The sequence below is a fragment of the Thermostichus sp. MS-CIW-40 genome (assembly GCF_054058315.1).
The window spans coordinates 69234-82509 of record NZ_JBSSAC010000008.1 but is presented as its reverse complement, the minus strand read 5'-3'; the positions used below and the strand labels follow the sequence as shown (position 1 = coordinate 82509).

At 59.9% G+C, this 13276-nt stretch carries 11 protein-coding genes and 1 pseudogene; 8 read left to right on the top strand and 4 right to left on the bottom strand.

The window, feature by feature from the left end; genetic code table 11:
* Window positions 1–99 precede the first annotated feature (99 nt).
* Entirely contained in the window at window positions 100–987 is an 888-nt protein-coding gene (locus tag ACVWXF_RS04465; protein WP_011434267.1) for an ABC transporter substrate-binding protein, read from the top strand.
* 57 nt (window positions 988–1044) lie between these two features.
* Here ACVWXF_RS04465 and ACVWXF_RS04460 read toward each other — a convergent pair.
* Together ACVWXF_RS04460 and ACVWXF_RS04455 are read right to left on the bottom strand one after the other, a co-directional pair.
* Window positions 1045–1228, bottom strand: a pseudogene (locus ACVWXF_RS04460) (hypothetical protein); the annotation flags it as partial.
* 57 nt (window positions 1229–1285) lie between these two features.
* Window positions 1286–1669 (bottom strand): hypothetical protein, encoded by a 384-nt coding sequence (locus ACVWXF_RS04455; RefSeq protein WP_457473742.1) that lies wholly within the window; start codon window positions 1667–1669, stop codon window positions 1286–1288.
* Window positions 1670–1761: 92 nt separating this feature from the next.
* On the opposite strand from ACVWXF_RS04455, the gene rppA reads away from it, so the two are divergent.
* From rppA to recF, 4 genes are all read left to right on the top strand, one after another.
* Entirely contained in the window at window positions 1762–2451 is a 690-nt protein-coding gene (rppA, locus tag ACVWXF_RS04450) for a two-component system response regulator RppA (protein ID WP_414355523.1), read from the top strand.
* Window positions 2452–2479: 28 nt separating this feature from the next.
* Window positions 2480–3940: a sensor histidine kinase gene (locus ACVWXF_RS04445; protein WP_414343060.1), complete on the top strand. Its 1461-nt coding sequence runs from the start codon at window positions 2480–2482 to the stop codon at window positions 3938–3940.
* Window positions 3941–3989: 49 nt separating this feature from the next.
* A complete protein-coding gene (locus ACVWXF_RS04440; protein WP_457473741.1) occupies window positions 3990–4682 on the top strand; it encodes a DNA-binding protein in 693 nt (230 codons plus the stop codon).
* Between the two features lie 166 nt (window positions 4683–4848).
* Window positions 4849–6015, top strand: a complete 1167-nt coding sequence (recF, locus tag ACVWXF_RS04435; protein WP_457473747.1) for a DNA replication/repair protein RecF — start codon at window positions 4849–4851, stop codon at window positions 6013–6015.
* A gap of 86 nt (window positions 6016–6101) precedes the next feature.
* Here the strand turns inward: recF and ACVWXF_RS04430 are convergent, their stop codons facing one another.
* Window positions 6102–7652 (bottom strand): YifB family Mg chelatase-like AAA ATPase, encoded by a 1551-nt coding sequence (locus ACVWXF_RS04430; RefSeq protein WP_457473746.1) that lies wholly within the window; start codon window positions 7650–7652, stop codon window positions 6102–6104.
* Window positions 7653–8114: 462 nt separating this feature from the next.
* Here ACVWXF_RS04430 and ACVWXF_RS04425 point away from each other — a divergent pair, with 462 nt between their 5' ends.
* The 3 genes from ACVWXF_RS04425 to ACVWXF_RS04415 are packed head-to-tail and all read left to right on the top strand — an operon-like array spanning window position 8115 to window position 11419.
* Entirely contained in the window at window positions 8115–10070 is a 1956-nt protein-coding gene (locus tag ACVWXF_RS04425; protein WP_457440897.1) for a peptidase M3, read from the top strand.
* 7 nt (window positions 10071–10077) lie between these two features.
* Window positions 10078–11058, top strand: coding sequence for a DNA adenine methylase (locus ACVWXF_RS04420; RefSeq protein ID WP_457473740.1), 981 nt, complete (start codon window positions 10078–10080; stop codon window positions 11056–11058).
* A 28-nt stretch (window positions 11059–11086) separates the two neighbouring features.
* Window positions 11087–11419 carry a BolA family protein gene (locus ACVWXF_RS04415; RefSeq protein ID WP_414330062.1) on the top strand — a complete coding sequence of 111 codons (333 nt, stop codon included), beginning with the start codon at window positions 11087–11089 and terminating at the stop codon, window positions 11417–11419.
* 171 nt (window positions 11420–11590) lie between these two features.
* On the opposite strand, the gene ACVWXF_RS04410 is transcribed toward ACVWXF_RS04415, so the two are convergent.
* The gene (locus ACVWXF_RS04410; RefSeq protein ID WP_414374972.1) at window positions 11591–12712 is read right to left on the bottom strand and encodes a PP2C family protein-serine/threonine phosphatase; all 1122 of its coding nucleotides are present in this window, start codon (window positions 12710–12712) and stop codon (window positions 11591–11593) included.
* Window positions 12713–13276 lie beyond the last annotated feature (564 nt).

Genomic DNA, 13276 nt, shown 5'->3' with positions numbered 1-13276 from the left:
TCCGTCCCGCTAACGCGAATGGAAACAAACAGAATGCTATCGCTGCATAGTTGAACAGTGATGTTCAGCAGTGTTCAGCGTAAATGTATCAGATTGTCTATGCTGTCTCGTCTTTCTCGCCGTCAACTGTTCGCCTTTGGTCTGGCCAGCGTGGGGGCCTGGGGAATGGGGCGTTTGGCCCAAGCCCAAGGTCGGATCCCTCAGGAGCCACTCCTGTCAGCGAGACAGAGTCCTTTTCGTCGGGTAGCCAGCCTCACCACCTTGACTGCCGATATCCTCTATCGCTTGGCCCCCGATAGGTTGGTGGGGATCCCTGCCGGTCGTTTGTTGGAGGAGGATCCCCGCTTCCAAGGCTTGACCCGCCTGGGGCTGGGCAACCAACCCAACCTGGAGCAGCTTGTGGCCCTACAACCGGACTGGGTGGTGGGGGCCAGTGGCTTTCACGAGGCTCTGGCAGAACGGCTGCAGGAGCTGGGGATCCCCACCTACCTCACCCGCGTGGACAGTTGGGCTGCTTTGGAAGAGACGATTGCCACCCTGGCTGCTGCTTTGGGGGCGGATCCCGATCCCTTGCTGCGGCAGTATGGATCCCTTTTGCCCCAGGAACTGCCCCGCGTTCGACCCAAAACCTTGCTCTTGGTGGGCACCCAGCCGATTCTTTCTCCCAACCGGCAAAGCTGGGCCGGGGATCTGCTGGAACGCTTTGGCGCGGACAATCTCACCGCTACCTTGCAAAGCCAAGGGCCTTTTCGGGGCTACGTCACCCTTTCGGCAGAGCGCATCCTGGAAGCCAACCCAGAAGTTCTGCTGGTAGTCAACCCGGAGGCGGCGGATCCCTTGGCGTTTTTCCGTTCCCGCCCCTTTTGGAATCGGTTGCAAGCCGTCCAAACTGGGAAAGTTTATGGATTTGACTACTACGGCTTGGTCAATCCCGGTAGCTTGGAGAAAATTAGAGTTGCCTGCGAGCAGTTAGCCCGCATTTTTTGAACGGACTTGGAGTGTCTGATACATTTACGCTGAACACTGCTGAACATCACTGTTCAACTATGCAGCGATAGCATTCTGTTTGTTTCCAAACAGAATGGCGGTATCCCGCAAAGCTTTGAGTAGAATACCCAAAGCGCAGTTTCCGTGTCGTCTTACTACCAATTTTCTGCTTTGCTTTGGCTACCATGTTGGCAGACTCGAAAGTAAACAGAAAGATCAACTGGTAGTAATCCGTACTGAACATATTATACATTATTTTCAGTATAGTTGAGCTTATTATTGACTAGAGTCATGCTCTCTAGTCCAAGCTATAGCGGGTCAGGCGCTGCACTTGCTTGGGAGCAAGGCCAAGCTCTTGGGCAATCTGAGCCGACACCTGGTCTGGATCCAGTTGTGGAAATTCAAATTCCAGCTTGCGCAGGTGGGGATTGGTGGTAGTCACCTCCACCTTGGTGTAGCCACGGGAGCGGCGGATCTCCGCCTGAATGGAAAGAATATCCAGAGCCAAGGTGGCTTGTTGCTGGCTGCGAATCGCCAAAGGTTGCTCTAGCCGGCGAGGACGGCTCAGCGCTTGGCCCGTCACCCACTCTCCCCCCGCCACAAAAAGAAGCCCTGCCAAGGGCAGCACCAGCCAAAAATCAAACCCTAGATCTTGCCACCGATGGATTTTGGGCCACCCCACCGTTGTTCTCTCCCTTGCAGAGGGCTATTTCCGTGATCCATCCTAGCCTGGGCAGTGGGAACTGGCCGTCTTGGTCAACGGCGCACAGGACGATGCGAATTTTGCTGGTGGAGGACGACCCGGAACAGTTGGAGCCTTTACAGGCTGCCCTGTCCAAGTGCGGCCACGTGGTTGACTGTGCCAAGGAAGGGGAGATGGCTGCCTGGCTGATGGAGGAGAAAGCCTATGATCTCCTGATTTTGGATTGGATGCTGCCGGGGCCAAGCGGGATCCAGCTCTGTCGGCAATACCGCCAATCGGGGGGATGTGCACCGGTGCTGATGTTAACTGCCAAAGACGCAACATCGGATGTGGTGCAGGGGTTGGATGCGGGGGCGGACGACTATTTGGTCAAGCCGGTGGATCTGGTGGAGCTGCTGGCACGGGTGCGGGCTTTGGGACGCCGTTCCCCCCAATGGCAAGGAGACAGCCTCAGCCTGGGATCCCTGCACTTGCACTTGGCCAGCCTGACCCTAGAGCGGCAGGGGAGGCAGGTACAGCTTTCGGGCAAGGAGTTTCAATTGATGGAATACCTGATGCGCCATCCCAACCAGGTGCTCAGTCGGGGCCAGATCGAGCAGGCGGTGTGGGAATGGGGCTGTGAGCCGGAGAGCAATGCCGTGGCTGCGTTGGTGCGGCGGTTGCGGCTACGGTTAAAAGAGGTGGAGGCCCAAGATTGGCTGGAATCGGTGTATGGCCAGGGGTACCGGCTGCGCATAGCCTCTCCAGAAGAGAACCCATGAAAGCAGTTTCTAGGGGGTGGCGATGGAGGTGAAAAGAGCTGAACACAAGCATTCTCTCCCATGGCTGGGCTGGAACTGGGTTTCCCTGGCACACCCCCTTCAGCCGCACCTGGGGCAGAAGGCTGCGACAAGAGGGACGGGATCCCTGGTGTTTCACCACAGCCGCCGTCGCTTGGCCCGCAGCTTTGCCGGGGTCATGGGGGGGATCCTGCTGGTGTTTGCCGCCGTCTTCTACCGCTTGGAAGTGGAGAACCAGTTGCAGGCTTTTGACGAGGAGCTGCAGGTTCAGGCCGGGATCATGGCGGCAGCCATTAAGTACGAGCTGCGCCAGGGGCAGTGGCGGTTGGTGTTGAACGAGGTGCCCTTTTTGGGGGGGAAAACCCAACCCCTCGACCATCACTTGGCCTATGTGCGCTGGTTCGATCCTGCTCCCGGCACCGGAAGGGAAAGCTTGGGATCCCTGCGCCAGTACACGGGATCCCGGCCTCCTCTGGAGCTGTTTGACTTGGATGGCCCGCCTCACCATCTCCAACTGGGTTTCCAAACGGTGGAAGGAGAGAGCGGCTTACTGTTGCGCCAGCTCACGCTGCCGGTGCAGCAGGAGGAAAAGCTACTGGGCTACTTGCAACTGGCGGTGCCCCTGGAACCGCTGCAACTTACCCTGGGTCGCTTGCGCTGGGGGTTGGGGATCGGGATCCCGCTGACGCTGGCGTTGATCGGCGGGGCCGGCTGGATCTTGGGGGGGCTGGCGATGCAGCCGATTCGTCGCTCCTACGAGCAGTTGCAACGCTTCACTGCCGATGCTTCCCACGAGTTGCGCGCCCCCCTGGCCGCCCTGATGAGCAATGCTCAAATGGCTCTGCTGGCCCCGGAACAAGCTCAACCTCGCCTGGAAAAGGTGGTGAGCGGTGCCCGCCGCCTCAGCGTGCTGATCGATACCTTGCTGCAGTTGGCCCGCCAGCAGGGATCCCTGCCCCTGGAGGATCTGCCGCTTCTGAATTTGCGAGCGCTGTTGCAGGAGCTGAGCGAGCAATACCGCCCCCAAGCTGAGGCCCTTGGCCTTCACTGGCAATGCCACCTGCCTGAGACGGATCTTTCTGGGGGTTGGCTTGTGCGGGGGAACGCTGCCCTGCTGCGGCAGGCCATCGAGAACCTACTGCGCAATGCCCTGCAGTACACCCCTGCAGGCGGCACAGTGCAGGTGAGCCTGGAAAGCCAGCGCCAGCGCGCTTACCTCCACGTCAAGGATACAGGCATTGGCATTCCCCCCGAGCATCTGCCCCATCTGTTTGAGCGGTTTTACCGGGTGGATGAAACCCGTGCTCGCCATACGGGTGGGTTCGGTCTGGGCCTGGCCTTGGCCCAGCAGATCGTCACCGCCCATCGGGGATCCCTGCGAGTGGCCAGCCAAGTGGGAGAGGGATCGATATTTACGGTAGAGCTGCCCTTGTCATCTTCACGTCATTTTTCTCCGCCATTCTCAAGATGAGCCGCGATAACCCAAACCGGCTTGTCCTGTCGATTGGAGTCTATGACCAATGACGATTCGTTCCTCTTTTGCTCGCGCTCTGGGTTGTTCTCTGCCGATTTTGGTTCTGCTCACCCCCCTGGTGCTGGGATCCCCGGCGCAAGCCCAGCGGGGCAGACGCTCTGCTCCTGAAGCCACAGCTCCCCTTCAGGTACAGCCAACTTGGCAGCGCCCGCGGGATCTTGAGCGAGCCAGCCGCGATCTGGCTAAGGCGCAGCGACACCTGGCCGAAGCCAGCTTCCTCTCTCAGCGGGGGTCTTCCCCAGAGGCTGCCCGCCTTTTGGAACACGGCCAGGAGAGTTTCACCAACGCCCAAGCCTCACTTGAGGCGGGGAACTTCTTCGCCGCCCGCGAGCAGGCCAAAGCAGCGGAAAACTTAGCCAAAGCAGCCAAAGTTCTCTACGAAGCGGAGCTGGGTTTTATGGGCCGCCCTGGCCGTTCCTTCTTCGAGGCCCCTTTCCGGACTCAGGAGTACCTCAGCCGGCTGCAAGCGGAGATGGCCTTCGCCAACATCAACTCCGGCAGCGTCTCTGACCTGCAGAATCAAGTGCAGAACCTGTTGGGCGACGTAAGTACGGATCCCAGCAGCTACACCTTCGCCGACTACAGCCGTAGCAAAGCTGCCCGCTACTCCGCCCGCGCTGCCCTACACCTGTTGGCGGCTGAGCGCCTCGGGGGGATGACTACCCTGACCAGGCGCTGATCTGGCCTACCCGGAACTGGGGATAGAAGGGATCCCTGCTGGCTGAGTTTCCGGGGTTAACCCCTCTATCTTCTCTGGCCCCTGCTGGAGTTGGGTTAAAGTGAAAGCCCCCAGAGCGGGGGCTGTTCTTGGTTAGATATTGATCGCGTCTTTACATCTGCCCTTAGTGTACCTGCGTTCTCTGCACCTGCGCCACTTTCGCAACTACCGGGATCAAGAGATCACCTTTGACGCGCCCAAAACCATCCTGGTGGGGGAGAACGCCCAGGGCAAGACCAACTTGCTGGAAGCGGTGGAGCTGTTGGCCACCTTGCGCTCGCGGCGGGCCGCTCGGGATCGGGAGCTGGTGCATCAAGAAGAACAGCAGGCGCGGATTGCCGCCACGGTGGAACGGCTGGGTGTGGCCCATGAGCTGGTGATGGAGCTGCGCAGCAGCGGCAGGCGATCCCTGAAGGTGGACGGGCAGGTGCTGCGCCGCCAGGCGGACTTTTTGGGACAGGTGAATGCCGTGGTGTTCTCCAGCCTGGATCTGGAGCTGGTGCGGGGCGCTCCGGAGACGCGGCGCCATTGGTTGGACGGGGTGTTGCTGCAACTGGAGCCGGTTTATCTCGGCCTGGTGGAGCAATATCGCCAGATCCTCAGGCAGCGCAACGCCCTTTTGAAGCAGGATCCCAAGGACTCTGTCCCGCTAACGCAAGCGGCTGCTGGCGTTCAGTTCTCGCAGATGGCCTTCTGGGATGCCCAACTGGCCACCACCGGTAGCCGAATTATGCGCCGCCGCGCCCGGCTGCTGCAACGGCTGGAGCCTTTGGCTGCTCACTGGCACCGGGTCATTAGCGGTGGACGGGAAACCCTGACCCTTACCTATCGACCCCAAGTGCCCCTGCCGGATCCCCAGGCCAGCCCCGAAGTGATCCAAGCCCAGTTTTTGGCCGAGATCCGCGCCAAAGCCGCCGCCGAACACTCCCTGGGCAGCTCTCTGGTGGGCCCCCATCGGGATGAAGTGGAGCTGTGCATTAACGGAGTTGCCGCCCGCGCCTATGGATCCCAAGGCCAGCAGCGCACTCTGGTTTTGGCTCTGAAATTGGCGGAGCTGGAGCTGATCGAGCAGGTGGTCAGGGATCCGCCCTTGCTGCTCTTGGACGATGTGCTGGCCGAGCTGGATCTGCACCGGCAAAACCAACTCTTGGAAGCCATTCAGGAGCGCGTGCAAACCTTGGTTACCACCACCCATCTGGGATCCTTCGACGCCAGCTGGCTCAAGGCCGCCCAAATCCTTCAGGTGCAAGGGGGGCAGCTTTTTCCCAGCAAAACAGGGGATGGGATCCCGTAGGGCAGGCCGGAGCTCTGGCAGTGAGGGAAACCCTATCTGGGAGGGGGCTGGGGGTAGTCGCGTCAGCGGCGCCGAGCGCTTGGGCTTTACAGCCGAGCGCGATCCAGGCTGCGGTATTGAATCGCTTCGGCAATGTGGGTGGGGGCAATGGCCTCCGCGCCCTCGAGATCGGCGATGGTGCGGGCCACCTTGAGGATGCGGTCGCTCCCCCGCGCAGACAGGGCCAACTTTTGGATGGCGCTTTCCAAGAGCTTGCGACAGGGATCCGAAAGGGAGCACCACTGCCGCAGGTGGCGGGATTGCATCTGGGCGTTGCAGTGGATCCCAGGCTCGTTTTGAAAGCGCTGCCGCTGCCGTTGTCGTGCCCGCTCCACCCGCCGCTGCACCGCTTGGGAAGATTCGCCGCCCTGGGCGCGGACAATTTCTTCCGGCTTAAGGCGGTTGACCCGCACCTGCAGGTCGATGCGATCCAGCAGCGGGCCGGAGAGCTTGGACCAGTAGCGCTCCCGCTGTTGCGGCGTACAGGTGCAGGGGTGAACGGGATCCCCGTAGAAGCCGCAGGGACAGGGGTTGGTGGAGGCCACCAGGGTGGTTTGGGCGGGAAACTCCAGGGAAACGCGGGCGCGGGAGATGGTGACTTTGCCATCTTCCAGGGGTTGGCGCAGCACCTCCAGCACCTCCCGCCGGAATTCCGTCAGCTCATCCAGGTACAGGATGCCATGGTGGGCCAGCGAGATTTCCCCGGGCTTGGGGTAGGGGCCGCCACCCACCAGCGCCACTGCCGAAGCCGAATGGTGGGGAGCGCGAAAGGGCCGCTGGGTGATCAAGGCGGTTTGTCCACCCAGGTGGAGATTTTGCCGCAACAGGCCGGCTGCCGAGTAGATGCGGGTGATCTCCAACATCTCTTCCCACTGCAGCTGGGGCAGAATGCCGGGCAGTCGCCGCGCCAGCATGGTCTTGCCCGCTCCCGGGCTGCCCACCAGCAACAGGTTGTGCCCGCCGGCTGCCGCTATCTCCAAGGCCCGCCGGGCGTGTTCTTGTCCTTTTACGTCCGCCAAGTCCAGAGGGGATTCCAAATTGGCCGACACCATCTGTTGCGGTTGGATCTGGATCGGCTTAACCCCGTTCGGGTGCTGCAGCCAGTTCACCACCGCCGCCAAGGAGGGCAGCCCATACACTTGGATCCCTTGCACCACCGCTCCTTCCGGCCCATTTTCCTGGGGTACCACCAGGCGGCGGATCCCCATCTCAGCAGCGCTGGCGGCAATAGGCAGAACCCCGGCCACCGGGCGTAGGGTGCCGTCTAGGGCCAATTCCCCCACCATCAGGGTGTTGGCCAGCGCTTCCCCCTCGATCACCCCGGAGGCCGCCAAGATCCCGATGGCAATGGGCAGATCGAAGCTGGGGCCCTCTTTGCGCAGATCGGCAGGGGCCAAGTTGACGATGATCCGCCGCTGGGGTAAAGCAAAGCCGGAGTTCTTGATCGCCGCCCGCACTCGCTCTTTGGCCTCCTGAACGGCAGTATCGGGCAGTCCCACCAAGGTGATCTGGGGCAAGCCACCGCCCACATCCACCTCCACCGTAACCTGCACGGCCCGGAGTCCCAGCAGAGCGGCAGCAGTGACTTGAGCAAACAATGCAGTCACCTCCCTCGGATAGTTCTTTTACCCTTTGCACAAGTGGCCGCAGGCCTATTCTGTCCCAACACGTATCCTGGCCGAAATTGGGATCCCCACGCTGCCGGCTGCATTTGCCCAAGGAGAATGTCACAATCATCTCAGGTTTTTCCTGCCCCAAAGGAGGCACGTCGGTTTTCGCAGTCGCAGTCTTTAATGAATGCGGGATCCCAGATCCGAGCTTGCCGAATGGCTCAGGCTTGGGTTGGCTGTTGCTGCCGCCTTTGCGCAGCACAGCAGCGGTGAGGCTATGTTCTGACCAGGATGGGAGGGGGGGATAGCAGGGATCCGGATCCCTCTGATCGCAGCCTGCACCTCCAACCCAGATTTCCCCAGCCATTTGCCCTTTGGCAGAGGTCAAAAGGCGGGCACACCCCTCTGCCGACAAGCCAACAGAGGGACGACCCCATCTCTAGGAGGCTGATGCCGGTGGTCTTTCCTGCTGCTGAACCCCCTTTCGAGCGTTTCTCTGGCTCTGGGAAAAAGCGCGCCCTAACCTGGAATGAACTGGAGGAGCAGGTGCAGCAGTTTGCCCAGCGCTACCGGGGGCAGGTGGTCCAGCTCAGCCCGCCAGAGCTGGCGGTGGCGCTGCAGGAGTTGTCGGAGCTGACGCAGGCGCTCGCCCTGGCAGCCCATCTTGCCGAGGGTTGCGAGAGCAGCAGCCTTCCAACAGCGATCCCGGCTGAGGCCGAACCAGAGATGGCCTGGACGAAGGCAGACCCCAGCTGGAGGGATCTGGAGCGGGTCATCTCCCTGCAGAGCCAGCTGTTGTTTTTCCCCCTGGAACTGCAATCCCTGACCGCCGTTCCCCTCGGCGAACCCGCAGCTGAGACGCCGCAGGAGCGAGAGGATCGGCCCTCGGATCCCTTGGCCGCTGCTTGTGCTGAGCCGGAGCTGCGCCCCTTTCGCCAGTTTTTGTGTCGCCTCCTGCAGCAGCGGGGTCACCAACAACCGGAGCCTCTGGAGTGCCTGCTCCACCAACAGTACCCAACAGGAAGGTTAGCTTGGCGGCAGTTGTGGCAAGTGACCCTGAACTCGCCTGCTGCGCTCCCAGAGCACACTCTTGTCCAGCTGCAGAGCTTACAAACTCACGCCAGCGCCGAAATCCGTTGGGCTGCCTATCAGCGGCTGGGCCAACACCTGGAGGCCCATGCAGATCTGGGTGGGTTTATCCTCAGCACCCTGATCCGCGACCACCTGTGGGAGGCCCAATGGCGGGGCTATGACTCTGCTGCCGACCTGTATCTGGCCCGCCACGGCCTGACTCAAACCTTTTTGGAGAACCTATTGGAAGGGATCCGCGATCGGTTTGACCTGTTCCAGCACTATTACCGCCTCAAAAGCCGAAACATGGGGCGTTCCATTCGCATCTGCGACTTGCGTGCGCCCTGGCGGGATCCCGTTCCACCCCTGACCCCTGCTGAGGCCACCTCTCTAATCTGGGCAGCCCTGCAGGACTTCTGCCCCGAGTGTGCGGCCCAGGCCAAACCCTGGCTGCTGGAAGTCGGCGCTATCGCAACCGAGGCAGACAAGCCCACTCCCGTCAGCGAAACAGAGTCCTCGTCTAGACCAGGAGAAACGGGATCCGGCGGGAGCGAGCTCCTGTTGAAGGTTCTTGCTATCATCAGCCAGCGGCTCCGGCCTGAGGATCCCCAAGTTTGGCTGGATCTGGAGGAGATGCAGGGGAGTTCCGCACTGCTGCCGCGAGCGTGGGGGGTGCAGGCCCACACCGTCTTTTTGCAGCAAATACTCCTGGATCACCTGGTTGCCTCAGCAGTGGGATCCCCTCGCATGGGCAGGCCTGCTCTTTACGACCCAGAGGGGCAAACTGCTCCGCAGCGCTGGCGGGAACGCTCCGGCAGCCTCCAGTTGGCCCAGGCCCTGTTGATACACCATTTGGAAGCCCAGTTGCAGGCGGTGTTTTACCAGAGCTTGATCAGTCGGCTGGAGCTGCTCCTCTATCGGTCGGGGATCCCCGCATGGGAAAATGTGGCAACCTATCCTCTTTGGGTGAGCGAAGAGTGGTTGAAGCTGTGTCAGGAGCTGTGCGGAGATGCGGTGGAACTGTTGCCGGAACACCAGTTTTACTGGGTGGGGATGCCGGAGCTGTTTCTCCGCCCCTTCAGTGCCTATCAGGCCAGCCTTGCCAGCCTGGTGGCCTTGGCCTGTCACCGCCGCTATCACAGTTCTCCGCGCAACTTTCTGCCCCACTACCTCCGTTGGTTGGCCAGCCCGCCCGGATCCCTGACTTTGGAAGAAACCACCCAGCTGCTGCAGGCAGATCTGAGCGACCCAGGGGGAGTGTTGCAGGCGCTGGAGGAGCTAGAGCATTGGATCGAGACGCTAGAAAAGCTGCTGGAAGAGAATCCAGATCACTGAACCAACGATGATCCACCCTTGTTCTCTTGGACATAGGCGTGCTCTGCGGCGGGAAGAACTCTGGAACCCTGTACCCGACTCCTGCGAACCCACCCCAGCGGAGCCAGCCGTTAAAGCGCGTCCCTTCCTAAAATGGGCAGGGGGAAAAGGGCAACTGCTCAGCCAATACGAACCCTTTTTTCCTCGCGCCTGGAACACCTATCACGAGCCCTTTTTGGGGGGTGGAGCGGTCTTTTTTCATCTGGCCCAAGGGATCCCATCGGGTTCTCGACACTTTGTTTTGTCGGATATCAACCCTGAGCTGGTGAATGTGTATCGCTGCGTGCGGGATCACGTGGAGGAGCTTATCGCCCTGCTCAGCCACCACCAAGCCCACCACAGCCGGGATTATTACTACACCATCCGCGCGGCTCGATTTGAAGATCCGGCGCAACGGGCTGCCCGCCTGCTGTATCTGAACAAGACCTGTTTTAATGGCCTCTACCGGGAAAACTCGCGGGGAGAGTTCAATGTTCCTTTGGGCCGTTACCGTAATCCCCGCATTTGCGACGCGGAGAACCTACGGGCCGTGGCACGGGTTTTACAAGGCGTGGAGATCGCGGTGCAGCCGTTTTGGCAGGTGCTCGAACGAGCCAAACCCGGGGATTTCGTCTATTTGGATCCCCCTTACTATCCCCTTTCTGCCAGCAGCAGCTTCACAGCCTACAGCCGGTTTGCCTTCGGCGAAGCGGAACAGATCCGCCTGCGAGAAGTGTTTGGAACATTGGCCGACCGAGGCGTGCAGGTGCTGCTCTCCAATTCCGATTGCCCCTTTGTGCGGGAACTGTACCGGGATTACCCCATCCAGACCATCTCTGCCAGCCGTGCCATCAACGCCCAGGGCCACAAACGCGGTCCCATCACCGAGGTCTTGGTGCTGAGCCATCCCAGCCTGGCCTCTGCCCGTAGTGGGCCGGAAGGGATCCCGTTTTGCCCCAGAACCGTCTAAGGTGGACGCGATAGCGGTGCGGAGCACAATGGATGAGCAGGTCGAGATCCGAGGCGGGATCTTGAGCTTGGACACAGTGAGACCACGGGGACAACAGCGCATGGATCCACGAGAAATTGAGGCGTTGGTACGGGCCGCCCTGCCCGGTGCGAGAGTACAGGTGGAAGACACGGTCGGCGATGGCCACCATTTCCAGGCCATTGTGGTGGCGGAACAATTCCAGGGCTTGCCCCTGATCAAACAGCACCGGCTGGTGAATGAGGCCCTGAAAGCCTACCTGCAGGATGGCCGCCTACATGCTTTGGCCCTGCGCACCTTTACCCCCGCTCAGTGGGAGCAACTCCAGGGGCCGGATGGCTGATCGCGACAGCAGGACAGAGTCCCCTTGAGCCAAGAGGGTCATTTCCGGTCGCGCTGGGCATCGCCTCGATTCCCGGCTCCTCTCTTCCTTTGGGAAAGGGGCTGGAGCTGTCGCAAACGGGAATCCTCAAGGGATCGCCTCAAAGCAGCTTGCAATAGCCATAACTCACCTCTAACCAAAGCTGATCCGGAGCAGGGAGAAATCATCCTCAAAGTCCGTCCGCCCCTGAAAGGATTGGGCCTGATGGATCACGTGATCCAAACTATTGCCAGCGCCCTTGCTCAGCAGGGCTATCAAATTGTCCAGCCCCCAGATTTTTCTCTGGGGGTTTATGACTTCGTAAACTCCATCACTGAACAGGTAGAGATGGCTGTTCTCGGGGATCCGCACCTGATCCCTTTGAAAAGTGAGGTCGGGCAAAATGCCAATGGGCAAGTTGGCAGTCTTCAGCAGGAGCGAATCCTGACCCTGGATGAGCAGGGCAGGTGGGTGGCCGGCACTGGCAAAAGAGAGCAGACGGGATCCCGGCTGATAAACCCCATACCAAAGGGTGAAGTACATCTCATGGTGGGATCCCATTTGAAAAGAGTGGTTGAGGGCACGCAAGACCGCGTCCGGCTGGCGGGGATCGGCATCGGCCAAGCCTTGAGTGCGCAACTGGTTCATCACCGACACCGACAACAGAGCGGATCCCACCCCATGCCCCGACACATCCAGCAGATAGATGGCCAGGTGTTCCTCATCCAGCCAATGATAGTTAAACGAATCTCCCCCCAATTCCTGGGAGGGTAAAAAGCGCCACTCGAGGGTCACTTTGCAGTCGGGAAAATAGGCCGGCTCCGGCAGGAGAGAACGCACATAGCTGGCCGCCTCGGCCAATTCTGCCCGTAACCTGGCCGTTTGCTGCTGCAGGTCATAGCTGAGCTGGTGCAAGCGTAATCCGGCTCGCACACGTGCCCGCAACTCATTGGGGTCGATGGGCTTGCTTAGAAACTCATCTGCTCCGGCATCCAGGCCCTGGATGCGGTCTTCGACCTCGGTGCGAGCGGTGAGCAAAATAAAAAACGTCGTGGAAAACTTGGGATCGGCTTTGATGCGTCGGCAAACCTCCAGCCCATCCATGTCCGGCATCATCCAATCGCAGATGATCAGCCCCGGCACCAGCAGGTGGGCTTGCTCCAGTCCCTCGGAACCGTTGCTGGCCATCTCCACGGTGTAGCCCTGTCGTTCCAGGGATCGCTTCAACACCAGCCGAATCGTCGGATCGTCGTCGACAATCAAAATGGTCGTCATGACCGCTGCACCCCAATCCTGAAGTCAAAACGCATTCAAACCCAACTCCAGCCCGATATCTCATACCGATAGGCAGATCTTTCATCCTAGCTTAGGGGTTGCAGCAGGAAAACCGGCTCGGCAAGCAGTCCACGACAAAGGGGTGAAGCCTCAGCAGCCTCATCCATCAGAGCTGAAGGTACGTATCGATTTGTGGATCCTCAAAACAGTGGTTGCACGCTACCCAAAAGCTAACCGTTTCTAGATACTGGTGGCAGCAGATCATTGCGAGGCAGGTTTTGGGCAGATTCTTCTTGAGAGACTTTCATTGGATACAGAGCATGACTCTAGTCAATAATAAGCTCAACTATACTGAAAATAATGTATAATATGTTCAGTACGGATTACTACCAGTTGATCTTTCTGTTTACTTTCGAGTCTGCCAACATGGTAGCCAAAGCAAAGCAGAAAATTGGTAGTAAGACGACACGGAAACTGCGCTTTGGGTATTCTACTCAAAGCTTTGCGGGATACCGCCATTCTGGTTGGAAACAAACAGAATGCTATCGCTGCATAGTTGAACAG